This window comes from Paenibacillus roseus, assembly GCF_016424485.1.
Taxonomy (GTDB): Bacteria; Bacillota; Bacilli; order Paenibacillales; family Paenibacillaceae; genus Paenibacillus_D; species Paenibacillus_D roseus.
This window is the reverse complement of sequence record NZ_JAELUP010000107.1, coordinates 151,047-173,721: the sequence shown is the minus strand read 5'-3', so window position 1 is coordinate 173,721 and position 22,675 is coordinate 151,047. Positions and strand designations below refer to the sequence as shown.

At 47.4% G+C, this 22,675-nt stretch carries 25 protein-coding genes and 1 pseudogene; 18 read left to right on the top strand and 8 right to left on the bottom strand.

What is annotated here, in order from left to right:
• Positions 1-77: 77 nt before the first annotated feature.
• Positions 78-671 (bottom strand): hypothetical protein, encoded by a 594-nt coding sequence (locus JFN88_RS22215; RefSeq protein WP_199021527.1) that lies wholly within the window; start codon positions 669-671, stop codon positions 78-80.
• A 101-nt stretch (positions 672-772) separates the two neighbouring features.
• Positions 773-1,570: a hypothetical protein gene (locus JFN88_RS22210; RefSeq protein WP_199021526.1), complete on the bottom strand. Its 798-nt coding sequence runs from the start codon at positions 1,568-1,570 to the stop codon at positions 773-775.
• Positions 1,571-1,818: 248 nt separating this feature from the next.
• Between JFN88_RS22210 and JFN88_RS22205 the strand changes: the two genes are divergently transcribed.
• From JFN88_RS22205 to JFN88_RS22155, 11 genes are all read left to right on the top strand, one after another.
• Positions 1,819-2,022 (top strand): hypothetical protein, encoded by a 204-nt coding sequence (locus JFN88_RS22205; RefSeq protein ID WP_199021525.1) that lies wholly within the window; start codon positions 1,819-1,821, stop codon positions 2,020-2,022.
• Positions 2,006-2,224, top strand: a complete 219-nt coding sequence (locus JFN88_RS25515) for a transposase (protein ID WP_199021524.1) — start codon at positions 2,006-2,008, stop codon at positions 2,222-2,224. Before JFN88_RS22205 ends, JFN88_RS25515 begins: the two co-directional genes overlap by 17 nt.
• A complete protein-coding gene (locus JFN88_RS24695) occupies positions 2,125-2,490 on the top strand; it encodes a transposase (protein WP_233168289.1) in 366 nt (121 codons plus the stop codon). The genes JFN88_RS25515 and JFN88_RS24695 overlap by 100 nt, the downstream gene beginning before the upstream one ends.
• Complete coding sequence (locus JFN88_RS22190) at positions 2,487-2,828, top strand: helix-turn-helix domain-containing protein (RefSeq protein WP_199021523.1); 342 nt, start codon at positions 2,487-2,489, stop codon at positions 2,826-2,828. The genes JFN88_RS24695 and JFN88_RS22190 overlap by 4 nt, the downstream gene beginning before the upstream one ends.
• Positions 2,829-3,041: 213 nt before the next feature.
• Complete coding sequence (cmr1, locus tag JFN88_RS22185) at positions 3,042-4,607, top strand: type III-B CRISPR module RAMP protein Cmr1 (RefSeq protein ID WP_199021522.1); 1,566 nt, start codon at positions 3,042-3,044, stop codon at positions 4,605-4,607.
• A complete protein-coding gene (gene cas10 / locus JFN88_RS22180; protein ID WP_199021521.1) occupies positions 4,511-6,427 on the top strand; it encodes a type III-B CRISPR-associated protein Cas10/Cmr2 in 1,917 nt (638 codons plus the stop codon). Before cmr1 ends, cas10 begins: the two co-directional genes overlap by 97 nt.
• On the top strand, positions 6,396-7,673 hold the full coding sequence (gene cmr3, locus JFN88_RS22175; RefSeq protein ID WP_199021520.1) for a type III-B CRISPR module-associated protein Cmr3: 1,278 nt from the start codon (positions 6,396-6,398) through the stop codon (positions 7,671-7,673). Before cas10 ends, cmr3 begins: the two co-directional genes overlap by 32 nt.
• Positions 7,660-8,580: a type III-B CRISPR module RAMP protein Cmr4 gene (cmr4, locus tag JFN88_RS22170; RefSeq protein WP_199021519.1), complete on the top strand. Its 921-nt coding sequence runs from the start codon at positions 7,660-7,662 to the stop codon at positions 8,578-8,580. Before cmr3 ends, cmr4 begins: the two co-directional genes overlap by 14 nt.
• Positions 8,577-8,948: a type III-B CRISPR module-associated protein Cmr5 gene (gene cmr5 / locus JFN88_RS22165; protein ID WP_199021518.1), complete on the top strand. Its 372-nt coding sequence runs from the start codon at positions 8,577-8,579 to the stop codon at positions 8,946-8,948. The genes cmr4 and cmr5 overlap by 4 nt, the downstream gene beginning before the upstream one ends.
• Positions 8,945-9,754, top strand: coding sequence for a type III-B CRISPR module RAMP protein Cmr6 (cmr6, locus tag JFN88_RS22160; RefSeq protein ID WP_199021517.1), 810 nt, complete (start codon positions 8,945-8,947; stop codon positions 9,752-9,754). Before cmr5 ends, cmr6 begins: the two co-directional genes overlap by 4 nt.
• 54 nt (positions 9,755-9,808) lie before the next feature.
• Positions 9,809-10,705: a DUF6602 domain-containing protein gene (locus JFN88_RS22155; RefSeq protein WP_199021516.1), complete on the top strand. Its 897-nt coding sequence runs from the start codon at positions 9,809-9,811 to the stop codon at positions 10,703-10,705.
• 121 nt (positions 10,706-10,826) lie between these two features.
• Here the strand turns inward: JFN88_RS22155 and tatC are convergent, their stop codons facing one another.
• Both tatC and JFN88_RS22145 read right to left on the bottom strand, forming a co-directional pair.
• Positions 10,827-11,597: a twin-arginine translocase subunit TatC gene (tatC, locus tag JFN88_RS22150; RefSeq protein WP_199021515.1), complete on the bottom strand. Its 771-nt coding sequence runs from the start codon at positions 11,595-11,597 to the stop codon at positions 10,827-10,829.
• A gap of 33 nt (positions 11,598-11,630) precedes the next feature.
• Positions 11,631-11,864, bottom strand: a complete 234-nt coding sequence (locus JFN88_RS22145; RefSeq protein ID WP_199021514.1) for a MerR family transcriptional regulator — start codon at positions 11,862-11,864, stop codon at positions 11,631-11,633.
• Positions 11,865-12,381: 517 nt separating this feature from the next.
• Here JFN88_RS22145 and JFN88_RS22140 point away from each other — a divergent pair.
• The 3 genes from JFN88_RS22140 to tatA are packed head-to-tail and all read left to right on the top strand — an operon-like array spanning position 12,382 to position 14,773.
• A complete protein-coding gene (locus JFN88_RS22140; RefSeq protein WP_199021513.1) occupies positions 12,382-13,986 on the top strand; it encodes a flavin monoamine oxidase family protein in 1,605 nt (534 codons plus the stop codon).
• 18 nt (positions 13,987-14,004) lie between these two features.
• Positions 14,005-14,574: a RidA family protein gene (locus JFN88_RS22135; protein WP_332908534.1), complete on the top strand. Its 570-nt coding sequence runs from the start codon at positions 14,005-14,007 to the stop codon at positions 14,572-14,574.
• Positions 14,575-14,605: 31 nt separating this feature from the next.
• Positions 14,606-14,773 (top strand): twin-arginine translocase TatA/TatE family subunit, encoded by a 168-nt coding sequence (gene tatA / locus JFN88_RS22130; protein WP_199021572.1) that lies wholly within the window; start codon positions 14,606-14,608, stop codon positions 14,771-14,773.
• A 53-nt stretch (positions 14,774-14,826) separates the two neighbouring features.
• Here tatA and JFN88_RS24690 read toward each other — a convergent pair.
• From JFN88_RS24690 to JFN88_RS22120, 3 genes and pseudogenes are all read right to left on the bottom strand, one after another.
• A pseudogene (locus JFN88_RS24690) lies at positions 14,827-15,037 on the bottom strand (TMEM164 family acyltransferase); the annotation flags it as partial.
• Positions 15,038-15,069: 32 nt separating this feature from the next.
• Positions 15,070-15,387: an acetyl-CoA acetyltransferase gene (locus JFN88_RS22125; protein ID WP_199021512.1), complete on the bottom strand. Its 318-nt coding sequence runs from the start codon at positions 15,385-15,387 to the stop codon at positions 15,070-15,072.
• 274 nt (positions 15,388-15,661) lie between these two features.
• Positions 15,662-17,026 (bottom strand): hypothetical protein, encoded by a 1,365-nt coding sequence (locus JFN88_RS22120; RefSeq protein ID WP_199021511.1) that lies wholly within the window; start codon positions 17,024-17,026, stop codon positions 15,662-15,664.
• 316 nt (positions 17,027-17,342) lie between these two features.
• Here JFN88_RS22120 and JFN88_RS22115 point away from each other — a divergent pair, with 316 nt between their 5' ends.
• The gene (locus tag JFN88_RS22115; protein WP_199021510.1) at positions 17,343-18,587 is read left to right on the top strand and encodes a WD40/YVTN/BNR-like repeat-containing protein; all 1,245 of its coding nucleotides are present in this window, start codon (positions 17,343-17,345) and stop codon (positions 18,585-18,587) included.
• Positions 18,588-18,789: 202 nt separating this feature from the next.
• Here JFN88_RS22115 and JFN88_RS22110 read toward each other — a convergent pair whose 3' ends face one another.
• On the bottom strand, positions 18,790-19,092 hold the full coding sequence (locus JFN88_RS22110) for a hypothetical protein (RefSeq protein ID WP_199021509.1): 303 nt from the start codon (positions 19,090-19,092) through the stop codon (positions 18,790-18,792).
• Between the two features lie 134 nt (positions 19,093-19,226).
• Here JFN88_RS22110 and JFN88_RS22105 point away from each other — a divergent pair, with 134 nt between their 5' ends.
• From JFN88_RS22105 to JFN88_RS22095, 3 genes are all read left to right on the top strand, one after another.
• Positions 19,227-20,516, top strand: a complete 1,290-nt coding sequence (locus JFN88_RS22105) for a VWA domain-containing protein (RefSeq protein ID WP_199021508.1) — start codon at positions 19,227-19,229, stop codon at positions 20,514-20,516.
• Between the two features lie 263 nt (positions 20,517-20,779).
• Positions 20,780-21,559: a 5-oxoprolinase subunit PxpB gene (gene pxpB, locus JFN88_RS22100; RefSeq protein ID WP_199021507.1), complete on the top strand. Its 780-nt coding sequence runs from the start codon at positions 20,780-20,782 to the stop codon at positions 21,557-21,559.
• A complete protein-coding gene (locus JFN88_RS22095) occupies positions 21,547-22,599 on the top strand; it encodes a 5-oxoprolinase subunit C family protein (protein ID WP_332908533.1) in 1,053 nt (350 codons plus the stop codon). The genes pxpB and JFN88_RS22095 overlap by 13 nt, the downstream gene beginning before the upstream one ends.
• Positions 22,600-22,675: the final 76 nt, after the last annotated feature.

Below are 22,675 nucleotides of genomic sequence, written 5' to 3'. Positions count from 1 at the left end.
TTGCGGGAGGGGCAGTCCTTTTCAATGATTACAAGTCGTGGCCGTTATTTATGACGTTGATACTGTATTTTATTACATTATGGATTAGAACTTTGATTTGACTCTAAGAAATCTACAATGGATAACGTTGTTTTTCTAATTACATCACTACTTGCAGCGTTCTGCTCACCTTCTGAAAACATCGTAATTTTTATTAAGATATTACGATAGCTAAGAATATTATCATCAAATTTTTTTAACAAAGCATTATCTTTGTATTGATTTATTGAGTTGGTGTTCCAATAGACGAGATCATTGTCAAGTAGCTTATTTAAGTAAATCAAGTCAACAAACACGATGTATTTTTCGGAGGTATTTTCATAAGCGAGACGCCTTTGAGAAACACGTTCATCCTGTTGACCACTTACTGTAAGATAGCTCCTTTTGCCAAACGAACTTTCTTTATCTATAGCTACAAGTGCAATTCTATCTTCGATAGCTACTTTTGTTAAATCAGGTGGATTAAAATTAGTAGAAAAGTTTCTATAAAGATTGGAATATTCTTCGTAAGTTATCAATTTATCTGATGGTCCGTTATTAAAATTTTGACATCCCGAAATCCCAAGAGCCAGAAACATTATTAAAAGAAGGGGAGAAAGCTTAAAAAAATATTTTAAATTAAGTGATATCAACTTATTATACCCTCTTTCTGATAACCATGGTGGATTATAGAGTAAATAAATATAGATAACGCGCAAAAGTATGAGACTTTTGCTGCGTTATCTAGTGTGTTTTATAGCTTAATTTCTACTTGCCTCCAGCGGTCAATATTTTCACAAATACCCCAAGCCGTACCTGTTTCATAATAAAACCCTAAATCAGTCGCTTCTCCGGTAGATTTTACAATTTTATATTTTTTCCAAACACCAGAACCACCGCTGTACGCACCTTGTTTATATCTTGACAGTTCACCTATGTACCCTGGGCGAACAGTCATTGTCGACTCAATAGTTGAACTGGATTGTTGGGTCCAAGATTTGGAAACGGAACTTCCGATATTTGCTTTTAATTTAGCAAGCATAGCAACTCTAAACTCAGTTTCTATATCTACTTTCCCAGATACATTCCAAGTATTAGAAACAGAATTTGTTTGAGAGTATTTTAATTGTTGATTGGAGCCCGTTCTGTTTTCAAGGGACACTAAACCATAAAAAAATCGATAAGGATCAGTTAATTCGGAATTTTGAACATAATGCTGCCATGAGTAAGAGTAAATATAAGTACCGTAGTCTTCCACAAATGAAGGCGTGATAACCTCACCACTGGAAGAATAAGTTATCTCCCCATTCAACTCTTCTTTGCTAATAACAGGTGTAGAGCTTGCTACCCCATTGTTGTCAACAAACCAAGCAGTTGGCTCAGGTTCTTTAGGCTGAGAATTAAGAATCTCCAAATCACTTTCACTTGGTTGAACACTGAAAATTGGTTTGGGCTCATTATTGGCCTCAGCTGCAACAATAATAGGAATACTAGCAAAACATACTGATGCAATCAGTAGACTAACTGCGGTTCTTTTCCAAGAACTTAACACTTCATTCCACCACCTTATTTTATTTAATAACAAACATTATTATACTATATTATATTAAATTTCACAATAAGGTTATTTATAGAAATATTGTTGATCCGTGATCATGTCACTATGGGACAGGAGACAATCACATTGACTAACGCCGAGATGAAAAAAGTACTCGTTGTGGAAAAAATCTTAGATGAACATCTAACAAATGTGGAGGGGGCAGCGGTGTTGGGGTAACTCCCCGCCAAGTGATACGGTTTATGAAACGGAATGCCATTTTGACCGCACTCGTAGACATACCGAAGGCGGTCTTGCTGTACCTGCTTGCGTACAATACGGAGTCCTTGGCCAAAAGGACAAGGTTGCCCCAAACCGACCGTGCAATACAGGTTACCGTCTCCCCCTGTGTCAGAATAGTTGTCGTACTCATAGACGAGGTGGGAGACAATGAAGCAAGTGAATGAGAAGTTAAAGCAGAGCATCGTCCAACGTATGCTGCCGCCGAACAACGAATCGGTCAGTGGAATCGCTAAGGAAAGCGGTCTGTCCGAGACGACGCTATATAAATGGAAAAAGGCGGCGAAAGCGCAAGGGAAGAGGAGGTGTCACCCGAGCGTTGGAATACGCGTGAAAAGTTCGCCGTGGTCATCGAAACGGCAAGCCTAAGCGAAATCGAGCTGTCGGAGTATTGTCGGACAAAAGGGTTGTTCGTCGAGCAAGTTGAAGCATGGCGGGATGCCTGTATAGAAGCCAATGGTGGAATGGCCGCACAGGCGGGCAAGCTGCAGAAGGAGCTGCGGACGAAAGAGCAAGAGAACAAAGCGTTAAGTCGAGAACTGAGGCGCAAAGAAGCAGCGCTCGCAGAGGCAGCCGCTTTGTTAGTGCTGCGAAAAAAGGCCCAAGCGATCTGGGGGGATCAAGAGGACGAATGATCCATGCCTCAGATTGCAAGGAAGCCATCACACTGATTGGGGAGGCCGTTGCCGTCGGCGCAAGAGAAGCCGTTGCTTGTAAGGAGCTGGGACTGACGCAGCGAACGCTGCAACGCTGGCGTAAGCAAGGCGGCACCGAGGACGGACGTCCTAACGCCACGCGGCCAGCGCCTGCCAACAAGTTGAGCGAGGCGGAAGAACAGCAGGTACTCCATATTCTGCAGCAGCCGCAAAACAGGAGCCTGCCGCCTGTATTTCGTCAAGCAAAAATCCCCAAAAAAATCGTGCGTTTTTCCCCATCCTCATCATGGGGAATTTTTTTCACCGCTCTTTCATGAGCGCATGCTTCATTCTGTAGCTCTCACCTAAAATTATATACAAATTTATCTTCTGAACCCATTTTAAAAATAAAATTGTAAAATGAAGGAGGTTAATGAGGGTGTAGGTCGAATTTAGTAGTATCCTGTCTTTTTCCGGGACTTAAGTTGTATTTGTGAATGAAGCATCCCGTGCAAGAAGATCAGAAAATGATAAAGATGTGAGGTGAATTTATGTCGACTGAAAATGAAGTTCCATCGCAAATATTAACTAATGTGAGAGCGAAATTGAAACAATTGCAAGAGCAACAGGAGCGTATCGAGCCATATGTGATTACGCTGGTCACCCCCATGTTTGGTGGAAGCAGTGAACAAGGCAAGATAAATCTAAATTTCCCTATTCGGAGCAGTTCCATACGCGGTCATCTTCGTTTTTGGTGGCGTGCTACAAGGGGGGCCATGTATGACAATGTCCGCGATCTGCGGAAGCATGAGGTTGCCATATTTGGAGATACCGATACGCCAAGCAGAGTAAAGTTATGGGTGACAGCCGATAAGGCGAAAGTTGAAGATGCCAAGGAAACTATACTAAACAAAGACCAAAAAAAAGTTATCAAATTTAAAAAAGGATTCCCTAAATACGCTTTGTTCCCTTATGAAGAGCAGGGGCAGCTTTTCTATATTAAGCCTACTTACAAATTCCGTCTGTATATACGATATGAAGATGAGCCAGCGATAAGGCTTTCGAACAGTTCACCCCCCTTTACAACTGAAATCGAACTTGATCTGAGGAAAGAAATCGAGGCTGCATTGTGGGCGTGGATTAATTTCGGTGGGCTTGGCAGCAGGTCGCGCCGTGGTTGCGGAAGTATGCATTGTGATGGAATTTCGCCCGGAATGAACGAAGTACGAAACTTTAAAAAATGGTTTGCAGAGAAAATAAGACAATATGAGCTGTCTTTGCTTCCTGCGGGTCAATACCGGGAATGGCCGACGTTAAGCCGTGACAGACATATTGTTCAAGGCATAAAACCGGCATGGGATGCTCGTCCTCAGAATGTCTGGGGAGAAGTTATCCAAACTTATCAGACTTTTAGACAATCCAGGAATATCAAGGAAGACGAAAAAATTGGGCGAAGTCACTGGCCGGAAGCCGACTCACTTCGCAGAATTACAGGAATGGCTGAACCGGATCATCATGACAGTACTACTTTGCCTGATAAGACTAAAGAAGAACTACCCTATGCATTTCCAAGGGCGCAATTGGGGTTGCCAATCCTATTCAACTTTACACAAAGCAAGAATTTGAAAGCAAGCTTTCATGACAAGCGTGAGCCCTATAAAACAGAATTACTTCCCGCTAAAGCCGGAAAAACCAGACTGGCCTCTCCGCTAATACTCAAAGCCCTGGCGATAGAGCCGCATAAATCTGTAGGGGCCATCATTGTTCTTAACCATAAACCTGTTGAGGGATTAAAACTAACTGTCAAGGAAGATAAAGAATATAAGCCAAAGAAAAATACCAGGGAAGAGGAGCATTTCAAACAGGTTGAAAGTAATGTTTCAGAAATAAATATAGGACCAGAATCTATTTATTCCCATCTTGACTATCCAGATAGCCCAATGAGTATTACAAGGAATGAAACTGCTACTTCAGTAATTTCAGCAATTGAAGCCTTTTTAGAAAGTGAGGGGGTAAAGCAGTGGCAGAGAAACCAAAGGAACAACTCGCATCAAAAGAAACCATCTCAACCTCTCAAGCCGGGGCAACGTGCCTGGAACAATCACCGCAGCAAGTGATGATGTTGTTCTCTATCGGCCCTGTACAAGAATTCATTGCACAGGCTCGCAAAACAAGAGATTTATGGTTCGGTTCATACTTGCTGGCAGAGCTTGCAAAAGCTGCTGCAATTGCATTTACCGAGCATGGCGGGGACCTGATCTTCCCGGCTAGTAATCAGATTCAAGCGGCTTCAAATTCGCCTTACAGCAAGGTAGCCAGTGTCGCTAATAAGGTGCTTGGCATTATTGCAACCGATGATCCCCGGGCTGTTGCGCTGGCCATACGCAGAGCGGTTGATCTTAAATGGCGTGACTATGCTTCGCAGGCAGAGCAGTTGCTGAACCAAAAGATTAATCACGGAATCTGGAAACGGCAAATTAAAGACGTAATCGAGTTCTACGCAGTATGGAATAGGATGGATAAGCCATATAAGAATGTTTTGGAGGATACGGAGGGGCTGATGGCAGCCCGTAAAACATTGAAGGACTTCCGACAGAATGATCCTGCCGCGATTTATGGAGATATCAAATCCACACTGGATGGCGGAAGGGAGTCCGTCCTGTATAAGGAGCGTTATGAAGAATACAGCCGATACGGCATTAAGAATCGGGAAGCGCTGGACGCTATTTCGATGGTCAAACGGTTGTCCAGATACACCTTGGAAGAGCGCGAATTCAAATCCGTCTGTGATGTCGCTTTTCAGTCCTTCATTACTAAAATAGGGGAGCCGGATGCCCGTATTCGCCAAATTCAGGCCGGGGTCATCGGCTATTACGAGGAACTGAAAGCAAAGTATTCGAATGATTTCAAACTCACGGAAAAAGAAATTTCTCAATATGATACGCGCCTGTTTTACGAAAATCGCATGGAGGAATTTGTAGCCGAAAAGGCGATAAAATCATTAAGCCAAGACGAGCAAACCAAATATGTACAATGCTTTACAGAGGAGCTAAGAACATTTTATGCAAAAATTGGAATAGAACCAACCCCTTATTATGCATTTTTGATGTGTGACGGTGACCGGATCGGAAAACAGTTGCGAAAGTTGCAGACTCCTGAAGAGCATAAGAATTTTACCAAGAGTCTCTCGGAATTTGCCGAGAAGGCTGAAGAAGTTATCCGCAATTATAACGGGCAATTGGTTTATAGCGGCGGCGATGATGTTATGGCTTATTTGCCATTAAATTCTTGTCTTCTTGCGGTGGATGAGCTGAGACGGCAATTTGGAATCAAGATGGCTGAAGCGTTCCCAGACAGTGTTGAGCAAGGTACCACGCCTACCTTATCTGTGGGGCTGGCGATTGTCCATATGCTCGAAATGCTGGAGGATGCCAGGAAGCTGGCTTTATCGGCAGAAAAAGCAGCAAAGCAGGAACGAAATGCTCTGGCTTTGCATTTTCAAAAACGACATGGAGGAGACGCATTGAAATTTACGATTTCCTTCGATGCAGACCCGATAACAAATATAGGTGAAATTCAAGCTTTATATCGAAAAGGAACGATTTCATACGGGTTTGCTTATGAGCTGCGTTCGCTTTATAAGGAATATCAGGCGCTATTGCCGAAACAAACCTCTGAGCATGGCGTACGCTGGAAGACAAATATAAAGGAATTGCTCAATTATGAAGTGGCGAGGCTGATTGCCAAGAAGCATTCCGATAAAGCAAAAGCCGATCAAGCTGTGCAGGAAGTTCTGCCTTTATTTAGGGACATCAAGGGAGAACCAGAAGAAGTCGTACATCAGTTTGCTCAAGTTGCAGAGCAATTCATAGTTGCAGTGACATTGGTAAAAGAAGGTGATCCATATGAACAAGACGATACGCATACAGCCTCTTGAACCGATTTTGATTCGGGATGGCAGACCATTCGGAGATACGCCTGGCGCAGCCGCCCATAGTACAGGAACGATTTTCCCCAGTGTGGTAGCCGGTACGCTGCGTACTTTAATTGGAAAGCAAGTTTCAGGGCCGATGACAACCAGTTCTATCTTTAAGACAAATAAAATGGATGCGATAAAAAAGTCAGTTGTTCGGGGACCGCTCTATTTGTTGGGAGATCGTATATTTTTCCCGTTCCCTCAGGACCTTGATGTCTATGAGTCAGAGGAAGGAGCAATCCAGGTTTCATTTCGAAGACCGCGCCAGCTAACCCATTCGGGTCAGGGGTTCCTGGGCACGGACAAAGAGGGAAGGTATTCAGAGCTGTTATGGCCGGTTGCCGAAGCGTCAATACGCAAGCTGTGGACGGGCAAGCCTGCCTTCGTATCGAGTGAATGGATGAATCAGTGGCTGCTGGACGAGCTGACTCCTGTGGATTGGGAGAGAGAACTGGAGAAATGGAAAGAGGCCTCAAGAAACGGCAACTCAACAAGCGATAGTCATTTTCTTGCGTCGTTCAAGCGTGAGGTCCGGGTCCATACGGCAATCGATGCGAAAACTTATGCGGCGCACGATAAAAAGCTGTTCAGCACTGAAATGTTGATCTTGCCCGACGGGATGAGCTTGCTGGTAGAACTTGACGATCAGGTAATGGCTTTAAAAGAGCTCCACCAACCTATTTCGACTTTGCACTCCCTTGGCGGAAAAAGGAGATTAGCGCACTTCAGCCAAGATGTACAGAATGATTATTGGCGTTATCCCGATGCCTTGCAAAACGGGAAGCTGCATTCAAAAACCTTATATATCCGAATGGTGCTGGTGACCCCTGCCTATTTTTCGAGAGGGTGGCTGCCAAAATGGCTGGACGAGAATCTGGAAACGGACGATACATTTAGCCCTCACGTGAAATTAAGACTGTGTTGGGCCTGTATCCCACGCTCGGAGCCGGTATCGGGATGGAGTTACAAAGAGGAGCGACCGAAGGCGGTACGTCGCATGGTTCCGGCGGGAAGCGTCTACTTCTTTAAAGTAGAAAGCGGTAATCCTGAAGCCTTGGTCAGAGAGCTGTGGCTGAAATCGGTATCCGATATAAACCGGAGGAAGGTTGCTGTTGATAAGGAAGACGGATTTGGGCTGGCGGTTTGGGGAACATGGACGCCGGCATCCAGTACAGGTGAAGGAGAGAAGCGGGATGAAGAACAGTAAATTGTATACCGTCCATTGTCTCAGTCCGGTGCATGTAGGGACAGGAGAAGGGATCGGAATTATTGATATGCCGATCATTAGAGAAAAGACGACGGAATGGCCCTATGTGCCGGGTTCCAGTATCAAGGGCGTCGAGAGGGAGTATTATCTCACAAATGGAGACTTGCAATGGGTTGAGGCTGCGTTTGGCAAAGCTTCCTCGCATAAGGAAGATTCAGGTTATGCTGGAGCATTCATATTCTCGGATGCCCGGTTGCTGGCTTTTCCGGTAGCGAGCCGGTACGGGACCTTTGCTTATGTGAGCTGTCCTTTTGCTTTAAAGCGTATGCAGCGAGATTTGGCAGCCACAGGTACAGCGATGCCAACATTGGACTGGGATTCAATAGACGCTGTATTACAATCGGGAGACTATGCCATTGTGAATATGCCAACTGCTGTGACAGGGGAAGCACCAGGACAGAAATACATAGAATTGGACGAATTCAGATGCCCGGTTAATACAGACGGTCTGATTCCTGAAGAATGGATGAGTTGGCTGACGGATCAGCTATTCGATGAAAGCGACGACATGTTCAAATCATGGTTCGCGAAGCGATTTGTCATCGTATCCGATGAAGCTTTCCAATACTTTGCGACAAGCTGCTCGGAAATCGTTCCGCGTATTCGCATTGACCAGGAGAAGAAAACAACGGAACGTGGAGCGCTATGGTATGAGGAATATATCCCAACAGAAGCTATTCTATACGGAATCGTTTGGTGCGACAGAGTGAACGCGCCAGGGAGCAGCCTGAATGAAAAGCAACTGCTTCATCAGTTGTCGGGAGAGCAATATATTCAGATCGGCGCCAACGCGACAGTTGGAAAGGGAAGGGTTCGCCTGCGATTCTTTGGGGGTGAACGCTCTTGAAATCAGTTCAGCATCATTATGCGGCAACGGCATTGGCGTGTATCGAAAATATTAAAAGCACGAGCCTCCAACAGCAGCAACAGTACGGAAGTCTGTGTCATCGTTTTCCATCGATGGTCATGCTTAACGGGCTAAGACTGACGGTGACGTTTTTTAGCAGTGATAAAGGAATGCGATCACAGTATTTGGACGATATTTCGCGTGCATTGAACGTAAATCTAAGGAAACAAATCCCGGATGAAATGGACAAGTACCGTCTATTAACTCGTCAAGTGCTCGCTGCTTCCGTCTGGTATAAACGTTATGCTGAGGCTATTCTGGGCGTAACACAGTCGGATGCAGTGGAGGAGGAGAGGGATGAATCATGAATGCCTATTTGTCATTGACGAAGTTGAATGGCTTTGATAAAAAATCTAGTTTATTCCAATTTGTGGGCAATAAGACAACGAAAGACGATTTATATAAATCTGTTATAACGGAATTTCAAACAGCTTGGAAGACAGAAAAACAGCAGGATTGGTATAAGGAGCATTTTAATCGATTTTACGAGATTTCGAATCGGCAACAACGTTGTTATATTCATAGTGAATTGGCATGTAAATCCGCTTTTGTGACGGGGCAAGGGCGACCATCTGTTTTGGAAACACATATTACGCTTCATCCTATATATGGCATTCCGTATATTGCCGGAACCGCATTGAAAGGGATGGCAGCACATTTCTGTCATCGGTACTTGGGCGAAGATGAACCGAGATTCAAGCAGGGCGGGGCATACTATCAAGTTCTGTTTGGCTCTCAGGAGCAGGCTTCATCCGTTTGCTACTTTGATGCGCTTATAACTCCGGAGACAGTCAAGGATTCGTTATACCTGAATGTTTTGACTCCTCATCACCAGCTTTATAACAAAATTAATTTGAATCAATCCAGTGATGTTACTGATTCTGCTCCACATGATGATGATACCCCTGTGCCCGTTCATTTTTTGGAAGTAAGGGGAAGTTTTCGTCTAGAGCTTGCTTATCAAGGTAATGACAGTCATAGTGACGAATGGCTTGAAATCGCGGCCGAAATTGTATCTGCGGCTCTGCAGCAAGAGGGTGTAGGAGGGAAGACCAATTCCGGTTATGGACGGTTTATTTCATCCTTGCTAAAGCAAGAAAAGCAGGAATTGTGATTCTAAAATACATGTATAGAGAACATGAAGAATGAGGAGAGTAGGGGTCAGATAATGAGTCAGGATCATTCTAAAATAATTAAAAAAATTGCCGAAAATTACATTCAAATGGAGCAAACGATTGTAAAGCAGTTAGAAATGGAAAGTCACCATAATGTGACGATGGGTAGCTTTCGGGAAGAGGTATGGAAGGCGATGTTTACTCAAATCATTCCCAAAAAATTCTCTATCGAACGTTCGGTATTTATAATCGATTCAGAAGGAACAGTTTCGAACGAAGTCGATCTGGCAATTTTTGATGAGCAATACACCCCTTATATTTTTAATTATGGTCAAATGAAGTTTATCCCTGTCGAGGCAGTGGCTGCGGTGGTTCAATGCAAGAGTGAAACTACAAGTAGGAAGAAGCTAGAGAGTTGGGTTGATAGTATTACCGACCTGAAAACGTCTTTGCGCTCAATAGCCAGAATGCACAGTTACATGGCTGTTGGAGAGTACGATATTGATCCTGATGGGGAGTTTAATGGTCAAAAGACAACTCAGACAGCTACCAGGCCCATTCGGATTTTATGCCATACAAACGAAAAGGAGAGGCCGAAAAGCATTAGAAAGATGTTTGATCTTGTCATTGGCCCGGAAGCAGGGCGTTTAAAGGTGACATTCTCGTCGGAGAACAGTCTGTTGGATTGGTATAATAGTCTGAATCATGCAAATAAAAAGTACCAAGGATTCAAAAAAGAAAATATTGATTTCAAGGCTGCCAAAGAATTCAAGCTTGAACATTACAAAGTATTTCAAAAGAACAGTGAAGATCAGCAAGAGGAAATTGCTCTCTTGTCCTTGACCTTCCAATTAAATCAAATGCTCATGCTTGTGAATAATCCGATTTTATTCCCTCATTTGGCTTATGTAGAAATGTTTAATAATATGGTAAAAGACGCAAATGAATAGCAGATTTGATTGTCTGAAATTTGTATAAAAGAACAAGTTCAGACCCGCAGAAATTCATGGTACACACCATCGGTTCTTCGGGTCTTTCAACGATGTTTTAAAATTATTCTACGCCTTGCTATTATCCCTGAACCTCCCCCACCCCGGCCCCTGCAACTGCCAGTCCCTGGCGCGCTTGGCGCTTGCGGAAGACGATGCCGGAGAGCCAGACACTTAGCTCATATAGCACAATCAGCGGGACAAGCACCATCAGATGCGAAATGAATTCCGGCGGCGAGATCAGCGCGGATACGATGACCAGCACCAGATAGGCATACCTGCGCATCGTGCGCAGCCGCTTGGGAGTCAGGATGCCGATCGCCGTCAGGAACATCACCACTACCGGCAGCTCGAATGCCAGCGATACCGGCAAAATAATATTCATCATGAAGCCTAAATACTGAGTAATGCCGTACGTTTCCACCAGATCGAGCTTCCGTGAAATATTGGTCGTGAACGTGTAGCTCATCGGGAATACTACATAGTACGCAAAGGATAGTCCGGTGGCAAAACATAGTACGGTATAAGGAATGTAGCGAAGCGCCATCTTTTGCTCATGCTTGCTGAGTCCCGCCTTCACAAATTGCCAGAGTTCGAACAAAATATAAGGCAGTGTGACCGCAACGGCGAAAATCAATGCAATATTCATGTACATCCGAATACCATCCCAGGGAGAGAAAACGTTCCAGCTAATTTCCGATGCGGGAGGGACAGTCTTCAGGTGGTTCAAAATTCGAGGCGACACAAATAGTCCCCCGGCGGTAGATATCGCTAACATAATGAAAATCTTGATCAGCCGCTTGCGCAGTTCGCTAATATGAGCCAATATCGGCATAATGCTGTCGCTTTTCATTTTGGAAACCTTCTTTCCTCGCGTTCCTCAAGTTTATGTGCCTAACGCTTTAAGCCCCCTCTTTCTAAGCTCCACTGTTTGAAAACCGTCTCTCAGCTTTTGATGGATTTCTTTAATCGTCTCTACATCCGAAAACGAGTATTTTCTGACACCTCCCGGAGTCCGCTGCGGAAAAATAAGCTGTCTTTCTTCGTAATAGCGTATTTGACGCGCGGTCAGGCCGGTTAATTCACGAACAATGCCAATGCTCATTACTTTTTTTTCCATAAAATAACCTCCTACTCGAATGGGATTAATAGGATATTACAAATTTATTTTATATTACACAAAGTAATCTTATATGTAAATAATTTATTACTAAACAAATGGGAATTGTATGTTTTAAAATCAAAAAAAATCACTTGACCCTTGCAAGTTCTATCGTTCTATACCTGAATTACATACTCTTGTCGTGAGAAGAATGCGTCCCCAGGCTGTCATTGATGAGCTTCATCCTTTTTTCTTGGAGACTCTATGTAATAACCGTAATTTCGTCAAAAAGGCCGGATGTCCTCTTTTTGTTGATCATAACGACAAATGTTCTGATCATACGAGCTTAATCTACAAAGTTCTAAGGGGACATGTTTTTTACACTGGTGTTGATTACCAATTTTTTATCGATAGCTGGTTTTAATAGAAAACTTCTATGTTACATCTGGTTACATGAAATGCTGACGAATCCGTTACCGCCGTGATACTGTTGCCGTGTAGAGTTCAATCATACGGCAAAGGAGATGTCACATAAATGCTTAATGAGGATCGCCCAAAGGAAATGAGCCGCAGACAGTTTCTGACGACGGTCGGAAAAATCGGCGGATCAGCAGCTTTGTTCAGTGTAATGGGAACAATGGGGCTGCTTTCTCCGCAAACGCTCAAAGCGGCAGCCTTCACCCCGCCGGGGAAAAGCGATCTTGCCTTAACGAGCCGCAACGGTAAAAAAGTCGTGATCCTTGGGGCGGGCATTGCAGGTCTGACCGCAGCATACGAGTTGGGTGAAGCGGGCTACGATTGCGTCATTCTGGAAGCAAGAGCGCGGTCGGGAGGGCGGATTTGGTCGGTGCGCCGGGGTACGACGGTAACAGAGATTGGCGCTGCCAAGCAGGTAGCCAGATTCGCACCGGGGTTGTATTTGAACGCTGGACCAATGCGAGTTCCACAATTCCATGTCACGATGGAATATTGCCGCAAGTTCGGAATTCCCGTGGAGCCGTACAATAATGTCAATGATAATGCCTATTTCTACGGTGAAAATATAGGAGCACTGTCCGGGCAAAAGATTCGAAAGCGCGCAGCCAAAGCGGATATTCGCGGTTATGTAGCGGAGATGCTGGCCAAGGCGGTGGACCAGAAAGCACTGGACCTGCCGCTTACGGCGGAAGAGAAAGAAAAGTTGGTTACTTACTTGAAGATAGAGGGCGACCTGAATGCCGATTTGTTCTACAAGGGGTCTTCGCGGGGCGGGTACAAGGAAGAGCCGGGCGGACGTCTGGATGCAGGGGTTATCCGCGATCCGTTTGATTTGAAGGCGATTCTGAATACAGGCTTCGGCAACTTTTTCAGCAGCGAATATACCTATGACCAGCAGATGATTATGTTCCATCCGGTCGGCGGCATGGATGCGATCTCGGATGCATTCGAGAAGCGGCTGGGCAACCGGATCAAGCATCATGCCGAGGTAAAGGAAATTCGGCAATCGGATTCCGGTGTGCGAATTGTATATACAGATTTACAGACTGGGCAAGACCAGGAGGTAACAGGGGACTACTGTATCTGTACCATTCCGTTGTCCGTGTTAAAAGATATTCCTGCGGACTTCTCTCCCGCTATGAGCCGCGCGATCCGCAGCACCGATTATGACTCGTCCGGCAAAATCGGACTGCAATTTGGTCGCAGATTCTGGGAGGAAGACGAGAATATTTACGGTGGCAGTACCCTGACGAATTTGGATATTCTCGGCATCTTCTACCCGCCTACCGAGTATCTCTCCAAAAAAGGAATCCTGCTTGGCTATTATAATTATGGCCCTAACGCGGATAAGCTGGGCAATATGACATTTCAAGAAAGAGAGAACCACGCGCTTAAGCAGGGCGCCAAGATTCATCCGCAATACTACAAGGAATTTGAGACTTCTTTCTCCGTAAATTGGAAGAAGATCAAGTACAGTCTGGGTGGTTGGGCGTCCTATACGGAAGAGGATCGTAAAACTCATTATCCTTTGCTATGCAAGCCCGATCGCAGAATTTACCTGGCTGGGGAGCATGTTAGCTATCTTTTAGGCTGGATCGCCGGAGGAATTGAATCCGCGCGTCTTGTCGTGACGGATATTCATCAGCGTGTGATGAAGGCATAGAAGAAGGGAGCTGTAAAGATGGATATGAAGCTGAAAACGAAATTGAAAAAATGGGCGCCGGCGCTCCTCATTGCCTTCTGCTTCGTCGGGGCAACTGTATATGCCGCAGAGCCGGGCAAGCCTGCCAAGCTGCCGCTGGAACCAATTTATGAAGCGGAGTTCTACGGCAATCCAGCCTCTCCGATTTCAAGTGCGGTGGCCATTCCTGCGGGTGTCGCAACGTTCCATACGAGCGGTACAGTTCCTCCGGTCTTGAATAAGGCCGGGAAGACTGTTTATGAACGGTACGGCGATACGAAGACGCAGGGCATCGGTGTTTTGAAGGAGATCGAGAAGCAGCTCAAGGAGCAGGGGCTGACGATAAAGGATGTCGTTTACTTGCGGGTGTATCTGGTGGCAGACGCAGCCAAGGGGAACAAGATCGATTATACCGGGTGGTTCGACGCTTATGCCCAGTTCTTCGATAACAAGAGCAATCCGGTAAAGACTGCACGGTCTACAGTAGGGGTTGCGGGACTTGTCAACCCGGATTGGCTGATTGAAATCGAAGCCGTTGCGGTTTATCCGAAATTGCACAATCAGGACTAATTTGAAAATACATTCCAAGGAGTGAAGTATGATGCTGCAAAATATCGGGTTTCCGGGACTGGTTATGATTCTGGTCGTGGTGCTTATCGTATTTGGGCCATCGAAGCTGCCTGAGCTTGGCAGAGCTGTTGGCCGGACGCTCCATGAGTTCAAATCGTCGGCCAAGGAGCTGGTGTCTGACCACAAGGAGGAGAAGTAAGGAGAGAGGCCTCATTCAGTTAGAGATAGAGAGAATTCTCGGCAGCTTGCCCGTCAGGAGGACGCGGCAAGCTGCTTACGCTTGCGCAGCAAGCGGGAGGCGACAAGCGGCAGGTACAGCAGCAAGACAAAGATAAGCAGCGCCCCCCTTCCAACGCTAGTAAGTACCAGGGCTACAGACCTAGTAAATCGAGCAGAGAAGCGGTTTTCTGGCGAGAAACATATAATTGCCGCCTGTAGCCGTGTTGACAAATTTGAAGAGAGGCTACTGCTTTGGCGAGCAGCATTCAAGCCATGCTACAACAGGGAGATTACCAGCAATTCATACAGGACAAGCGGAAGAATGACATTATTGTAATAGTAATTTTGCGGAAAGAATGGACTGAATGCACGGTTGTCAAAGCCAGCCTGGGATGTCATCAGATACAGGTGCCCGTGTTGGACATCGGAAATATATCCGTCGTAAGTAGCGCCGTTAATCGTCTGGACACGGATCGGACGGTTAGCACATTGATGCAGGGCCGCTTGGATTTTATCCAGGTGTGTCTTGATATGCTCGACAACATTTTTATCGCAATGATACACAACTTGTAATCCCTGTACAGGTTCAGTCATGATAGTACCTCCAAATAAATAGTAAACCGATAAGCTGACCAACGGCTGCTCGGCCTGTAACCAGGTATTAGCCGTTACCGCTTGCATTAACAAAATATGCAGGTGCCTAGACATTGGTGATTAAAGAAAGTTGCCCTTACATGTGAAAAAGGAGTGCAGCCGCCTCGGCGGTATGCACTCCTTTTTCTGAACCCATTGATATATTTATTGCACAGATGCGGCATCTGTTTAATGTCTATATTGCCGCAATCATGATTTGACCAGGCAAGAAAGATTACAGTGATTCACCGTTCAGGTAGTTGAAGAAAGGAACGTCTACCCAGAACGTGTAGGACTCTACTTTAATAGATGGATCGACCTTCGCAAATCCTTCTTTTACCTCGGCGGCTTTTTCCGGAAGGGAGAAGGATTGTGCATAATAGTGACCATCAACAATTTTGTTATTGGCAATCAGCTTGTAGTCATCCAGCTTGGTCAGGGAGTAATACAGCGGCTGCCACCAGGAACCGGCGATCAAGCCTTTTTGATCTTTTTCGTTTTTCTTCGCATATTTCAAAATAATGCCCTGGAATTTCTCTTTGTCTGCAACAGTGTGGAATTCGAATTTCAGATCAAACTCTTTGGCATACGTAATATAATTGCCGTTTTCGATTTGTACAACTTTAGCAGTTTCGCTCTCGTACGGCTCTCCCCATTCTTTCAAATGAATAAATGCCGATGTTTTAGGCTCTAACTGAACTTTTGCATCCAGATATTCGCTGCGCAGCAAACCAATCAGTTGAATGATGTGCTTGAGGTCGGAGTGTCCGTAGGTGATGGACAAGGCCTCTACGAAATTGGAATCATAACGGGAATCTTTCAAGTTGTAGCCTGTTACGACATTTTGCTTGAGAGCCGTATCCACTATATTTTGCAGGTTCGGAATTTGAATGATGTTGGATGTATGGTAGGCATCCTGAATTTTGGTATAGATGTCTGCATCGCTAACGAGTCCGAGATAATGCTTGTAGTTGCCCTGGAAAGTAGCGATTTTGCCAAGCAGTACCTGAACAAGCTGGGAGGAAGCAGGTTTGCTCAATACGAGTTTCTCCTGGTAGGATTTCGGCAACAATCCGGTATCGATTGCCGCGGCCAGTTCCTGCTTTGTTTTCAGATCCAGTACGGACAGTGGAATGCCGGCCTTGGTCAGGGCAGCGTTCGCCTTTGCTTCTGGATAGGAGTAAGCAAGCTCCTTCAGATCGGAAGCTCTCAGGGCAATCAGGATGGCAGCCAGATTGGTCAGCGGCTGCTTGGCAGCGACTGCTGGTCCGTTCAGAATTCCGTTGTCATATAGCAGTGCAGCCTTGGCGAACAGGGGATCGCCTTGGTTCAAATCAGAGAACTTCGCTGTCGATTCAGCAGTTGCTTTAGGCAGCAAGGCAGCGACATAATCGATCAGGTCGCCTCTTGTCAGAGTGCTGTTCTCTTTAATCGCAATGTTGTACTTGTCCTTCAGAAAAACGCCGTATTCCGTTTCATAGCTTGTTGCTGCAGCGGCAGTTGGTGCTGCGTGTACAGAAGCAGCCAGCGGATTGAGCAGCAAAGTTGCCGCAAGCGCCGCGCTGAGCAATAGTTTGTTAGCGGGTAAGTGGATTTTCATAGGAACCTCCAATTTAATTCCGATCGGAATTCTATTATTTGAAATGTATAGTACCACCCATAGTTTGAGGTGTCAACGCATTTTTTTAGTTTTTAAGATAAGGTGGAAGTATTTGGACATCGTATCGAGTGGGCTTCGTGAGTACCGTTGCAGGGGGAACTGTGATTCTCCGTGATTCATCATAGTTTGGAACGGGTAAAAATTTACATCCTAAAAAGGTGGATAAGAGCCTGCCCGTAATTAGTAAAAGCGGGGGCCTAACAGTCGGTATTGCATGAACGGACAACAGGATCGTAAGAAGAAAGGGGCATGCGTCATGAAGATCAAGTTAAGATGGCTGCTGCTTTTCGCTGCGGTATTGCTTATACTGGCCGGATGCCAGAATCGGGGGGAAATACTGTCCCCGGACTATCAAGCGGATGGCGATACAACGGGTGCGGGTAATGGGGCAAGAACAGATGCTGACGGAGCAAATGCTTCCAGTGACGGGAATTCTGCAGTTGATCCGGGTCGTATAGCGCAGATTGCTGATGACGGACATCAGCCTTCAGGTGAGATCACTGCGCTCAGGCTTGCAGATAGAAATAAGGGATGGATTGGCGGTGACGGCTGGATCGCACGAACAGATAACCGTGGAAAGGACTGGAAGATCCAGCATGAAGGGGAGGGAACGGTCAACCAGTTGTTTGCGCTCAATGACCGGCAGGCTTGGGCGACCATTCGTACGAATGGCCAAATGACCGGAGGATCGCTGGAGTTGCTGCATACAGCAGATGGAGGTTCCAACTGGAGAGCGGCTGGTGAGGTACCGAACGACGGGTTTTTGCATTTTGTTACGGAGCAGGAAGGCTTGAGCGGCCGGGCGCATACAACTGACGGCGGTGCAACCTGGTCCTCGTTGCCGGTGCCTGACGGCATTGCAGGGGATGCGTATTTTAATAATTCCAGTTATGGCTGGGCGGTAACGAATGGCAATGGCAAAATAAACGTCATGCGCACAGTAGACGGAGGAAAAACGTGGAAAGAAATGTTGTCGCGCGATCTTGTAGCTGAACTTACGGGGACGGTCATTCGTTCAGGGGGCAAAGAGGACGTTTGGATTGAACTTGTCGGCGATTCCGGAATGACCCAAACGTCATATTCCTTATTCCATTCAAGCGACGGCGGGAAAACATGGACGACAGTCATTAACAATTCAACCGCTGGAGCCGGACCAGCGCCGGGAATCCCAGCAGATGATCCAAGTGGCTCAAGGAATGAAGGCTCAGGACCTGGACTGCTCTATGTAGTGGATAAGCAAACTGCTTATATGAGCGGAGTATGTCATGCTTGCGACAACCCGAACACAATCGGCTGGACCCATGATGGAGGAAAAACCTGGCACAACAGCAAACAGTCTTTAACGGGAGTCGGACCTCAGCAGCTTGGCTTTGCGGACGCCAACTACGGTTGGTGGGCAATATCCGATCATGACAATCCCACTTTACTGTACATCACGGAAGATGGCGGGGATACCTGGAAGGCAGCCTCCTTGTTTGAACCGGTTAAAACAAGCCAGTAGCTATAAAACAGGTCGGATGTACCAAAGGTGACTTTGGAACGACAGACGTGGCTTGGAGCTTGATTGCTTACACCTCCCTCGTACAAATATGACCTAATATTTCGGATACGGTAAAGAAAAAGCCAGTCAGCGCGCATGAACATGCAGCCGACTAGCCAAATAGTTGCTTTTTTCGATGATGAGTTGTTCTAAATAAGTTGTTCTAAAACCCGCTAATTTCCCCGTTTCCCCGGATGGCCGCGGCCTGGTGCTGCGGATTGGGATGAAAAAAGCCATACCCCGAAAACGATTTGCCCCCTACGGTAATACCGTCAAGCGTAACGCCGATATCCTCGCTTGTACTAAAATCAGCCAATAGCTGATGTTGTGCAATGCCGTCAACATCAATATACCAAAGCCGTGAACCCATCTCTGTTACAATGACCAGTTTCGCAGAGGCAAATTCCAGCTTTTCCTTGCGTCCGTTTTGTTCAATCCCCAGTTCAATCAATTCGTATTGCTCCATATGCAACCTACCTTCCTTGCAGTATCGTCTGCTCTAGAGTGCCTGCTTAAAATTTTAAAGGGAGCCATCCTGATTTGCAACTTATTCGGAAATGGAGGCGTCTGGAAATAAAACATAAATAAGGGGATGGTTCAATGAAAAGGAGTGTGGCTTCCCGGCTGATGGTTTTCGTTATGTTTATACTGGTAGTAACAGGGTGCTCTTCGAGTTCGAATTCGATTTCCACTGCGCCCTCCCCAAAAGCGGGAGATAATGCCTCTGCTAATCATTCTATTACGTCAGCATCGGAGGCATTATCAAATAGGTCTTCAGAGCCTGTTGAGAAAAAAGAGTTAAAACAGTCGAACAAAGTTACAGGAGGTCAGGCCGGACCTGAACCCAAAGCGGGCCAGCTAACCGCAGGAGAATGGGATGACGCGCTTAAATGGGGGGATTGGCTGAACCAATTGAATGGACATGACGGTTCGGAAGCCATCCAATTGTGGGGGATGTACCCTCTTCAGCGCATTGTGGTCGAAGTGACGGCCGGCCGGCGCTCTGTGCCGGATGTTTGGCTAACGGTCAAGAATAAGAACGGGGAGACGGTATGGGAGGCGAGGACGGATATGCAAGGGAAAGCATATGCATATCCGCTTCTGTTTGATGCGCCCAAGTGGCGCAAATCAAAAGGAGATTATCAAATTGAAGTGCGTTCAGGCGGGCAAATAGTAGCCCATGTTGAGCATGTCAATTTCTCGGAATCCGAGCCTTTGAAAATAGATATTGGTTCCCAGCCGGACATTTCCGAGCTGGTGGATGTCATGCTGGTTGTCGACACGACAGGATCGATGGGAGATGAGTTGCAATATCTGACTGCGGAGTTGAAAGATGTAGTCACACAGGCCGTGGAGCGCAGTAAAGACAAGCTGACGATGCGAATTTCGGCCAACTTTTACCGCGATCATTATGATGAATACTTGGTCAGATCATTTCCGTTCACGAAGGATGTCGATGAGGTCATTCGGCAGTTGGCTGCCCAGACGGCGCAAGGGGGCGGAGACTATCCGGAAGCGGTCGATGAGGCGCTTCGCAATGCCTTGTATGAGCATGAATGGAGCGAAAATGCCCGAGCGCGCCTGCTATTCCTTGTTCTGGACGCACCGCCCCATGACGATAAGCAGTCTCTGACCCGGATGCGGGAGCTTACCCAGGAGGCTGCCCGGATGGGCGTCCGAATTATTCCGGTTGCCTCCAGCGGCATCAACAAGGATACCGAATATTTGCTTCGCACGCTGGCTGTGACGACCGGAGGGAGCTATATCTTTTTAACAGATGACAGTGGAATCGGCAATGAGCATATCAAGCCCGACGTCGGCCAATATGATGTGAAGCTGCTCAATGAGCTGCTTGTGGAAGTCATTCTCCGATACACGCAGCAGCAATAGGCGAAACGATGCTTTGCCTGTCGCAGGACGGCAAGGTCGTTCACGTTTAGCGTTAGATTGCAAAAAAACAGCCAAATACCTGTGCAAAGTTCAAAGCGCAAGGTGTTTGGCTGTTTTTATCTGGACAAAAATAGGATGTTTCATACAAACTAAAGGGTAGACGAGAAAAATAGTGTAACCTCATTCCATGTCACGGAGTTTCACTTTTGGAAGCAACAAAGATTATTAACGCTCATTGTTGGATGAAACGGAGGAGGCGGGGCATGATGCATGTGGAGTATGCTTTTAACATAGAGGGTGAGACATTGCGAGTGTTTCCGCTGGGAGACCGGGCAATCGTACTTGCGGTTGCGACAGGCAACAAGCAGACTTGGCAGATGCTTGCGCGAATTGCCCACCGATTGCGAAGCTCCAGTCCATCCTGGCTGGAAGATATTGTGCCTGCTTACGAAACCGTGACACTGTACTATAATCCTTTCCAATTAATGAAGGAAGAAAGAGAAAATGATAGAGGGATGGCTCTTCGAGAGGAGAACAAGCTTCCCTATAAAATCGCCTTGGATAGAATCGAAGGGCTGCTGAAGATGTCGGAAGGGGAAGCCGATGAGACGGCATCCCGCCTTGTGCATATACCTGTATGCTACGGCGGCAACTTTGGGCCAGATCTTGAAGAAGCGGCTGCCCGGTCGGGAGTTAGCGCGGAAGCATATGCCGCCTTGCACGCCGAAGCCGAGTATACCGTAGCAATGCTTGGTTTTATGCCGGGGTTCCCTTACCTGACAGGTTTGCCGGAGAGACTGGCACAGCCTCGAAGAGCCGAGCCGCGCAAAAGTGTGGCTGCCGGCTCGATAGCGGTTGCGGCACGGCAGACAGGCATTTATCCGGTCAGTGTCCCGGGCGGCTGGCAAATTATCGGGCGTACCTCAGTGCGCTTGTTCGATAAGACTAAGGAAGAGCCTGCTTTGCTGCGAGCTGGAGACCGGGTGAAGTTTGTAGCGGTAAGGGAGCATGAGCTGGATCGTGAAGGGAAGTGGATAGTGTGAGTCTGACCGTGCTTGAACCGGGGTTCTATACCACCATTCAGGATATGGGACGTCCGGGACTGCGTCACGCGGGTCTAGGGGCAGGCGGAGCAATGGACAGTTATGCGCTATGCGTAGCGAATTTGCTGACAGGCAATGAACCGCAGGCTGCGGGTCTGGAGCTAACCCTGTCAGGACCTGTGCTCCGCGCAGAGCAGGATATGCTCATTGCGCTAACGGGGGCAGACATGGAGCCACGAATTGTCGGCGGTATGGAGCTGCCCATGTGGCGGCCGGTATGGCTTGCGGCCGGCACGGTGTTCACGCTGGGGCGCGCGGCGGCGGGATGCCGCGCGTACCTTGCGGTGGCGGGCGGCATCCATGTGCCGCCGCAGCTCGGCGGGCGCGGCACAGATGTGCGCGTCCGTATTGGCGGCCTGAGCGGCCGCCCGCTCGCCGCAGGCGACGCGATCCCCTGCATGGCAGCAGGGGATGGAGCGCCGCCCGCGGTCGCGCTGGAGGCGCGGCTGCGCCAGCGCGTCCTTGCGGAGGGCCGCCGCCAAGCGATAGCTATGGCGGCGCCCCGCTGGTTTGCGCCGCCGCGCGCTTACGGCGGCGCAGGCGCGGACGGCATCGTGCTGCGCGCGATGCCGGGGGCGGAAAGCGGGCAATTCAGCGAAGCTGCCCGCACCGCCTTGTACCGGGAGCCGTTCCGTGTGGCTCCCGCGTCGGATCGCATGGGCCTGCGCCTGAGCGGGCCTATGCTGGAGCGAACCACCCGTGCGGAGCTGTTGTCGCACGGGGTTGCGCCCGGCACCGTACAGGTACCGCCGGGCGGCAGCCCGATTGTGCTAGCCGCCGATTGCCAGACCACCGGCGGCTACCCCAAGATTGCGCAGGTCGCTCACGTCGACCTGCCGCTGCTTGCCCAGGCGCGGCCGGGCGCAACCATACGCTTTCAGCCGATTGACCTGGCTGAAGCACAACAACTCGATCTTGCACGCGAGCAGGAGCTGGCTCAACTCGCGGCGGGCATTAAAGCTGCTATGAGCGGATTGTAAAAACATCCATAGCGGGATATCGGCTTGCAACAGTGATTTCAGTGTTTCAGTAAGTTGTACAGCTCAAGCATCTCTT

Coding starts and splice junctions, on each gene's coding strand:
- JFN88_RS22140 (WP_199021513.1), top strand. CDS start 12,382: ATGCTTAATGAGGATCGCCCAAAGGAAATGAGCCGCAGACAGTTTCTG.
- JFN88_RS24695 (WP_233168289.1), top strand. CDS start 2,125: ATGGAAAAAGGCGGCGAAAGCGCAAGGGAAGAGGAGGTGTCACCCGAG.
- cmr4 (WP_199021519.1), top strand. CDS start 7,660: ATGAAGAACAGTAAATTGTATACCGTCCATTGTCTCAGTCCGGTGCAT.
- JFN88_RS22110 (WP_199021509.1), bottom strand. CDS start 19,092: ATGGAGCAATACGAATTGATTGAACTGGGGATTGAACAAAACGGACGC.
- JFN88_RS22155 (WP_199021516.1), top strand. CDS start 9,809: ATGAGTCAGGATCATTCTAAAATAATTAAAAAAATTGCCGAAAATTAC.
- JFN88_RS22120 (WP_199021511.1), bottom strand. CDS start 17,026: ATGAAAATCCACTTACCCGCTAACAAACTATTGCTCAGCGCGGCGCTT.
- JFN88_RS22135 (WP_332908534.1), top strand. CDS start 14,005: ATGGATATGAAGCTGAAAACGAAATTGAAAAAATGGGCGCCGGCGCTC.
- JFN88_RS22105 (WP_199021508.1), top strand. CDS start 19,227: ATGAAAAGGAGTGTGGCTTCCCGGCTGATGGTTTTCGTTATGTTTATA.
- tatA (WP_199021572.1), top strand. CDS start 14,606: ATGCTGCAAAATATCGGGTTTCCGGGACTGGTTATGATTCTGGTCGTG.
- cmr6 (WP_199021517.1), top strand. CDS start 8,945: ATGAATGCCTATTTGTCATTGACGAAGTTGAATGGCTTTGATAAAAAA.
- cmr1 (WP_199021522.1), top strand. CDS start 3,042: ATGTCGACTGAAAATGAAGTTCCATCGCAAATATTAACTAATGTGAGA.
- JFN88_RS22145 (WP_199021514.1), bottom strand. CDS start 11,864: ATGGAAAAAAAAGTAATGAGCATTGGCATTGTTCGTGAATTAACCGGC.
- JFN88_RS25515 (WP_199021524.1), top strand. CDS start 2,006: ATGAAGCAAGTGAATGAGAAGTTAAAGCAGAGCATCGTCCAACGTATG.
- JFN88_RS22190 (WP_199021523.1), top strand. CDS start 2,487: ATGATCCATGCCTCAGATTGCAAGGAAGCCATCACACTGATTGGGGAG.
- tatC (WP_199021515.1), bottom strand. CDS start 11,597: ATGAAAAGCGACAGCATTATGCCGATATTGGCTCATATTAGCGAACTG.
- pxpB (WP_199021507.1), top strand. CDS start 20,780: ATGATGCATGTGGAGTATGCTTTTAACATAGAGGGTGAGACATTGCGA.
- JFN88_RS22115 (WP_199021510.1), top strand. CDS start 17,343: ATGAAGATCAAGTTAAGATGGCTGCTGCTTTTCGCTGCGGTATTGCTT.
- JFN88_RS22205 (WP_199021525.1), top strand. CDS start 1,819: ATGAAACGGAATGCCATTTTGACCGCACTCGTAGACATACCGAAGGCG.
- JFN88_RS22125 (WP_199021512.1), bottom strand. CDS start 15,387: ATGACTGAACCTGTACAGGGATTACAAGTTGTGTATCATTGCGATAAA.
- cmr3 (WP_199021520.1), top strand. CDS start 6,396: ATGAACAAGACGATACGCATACAGCCTCTTGAACCGATTTTGATTCGG.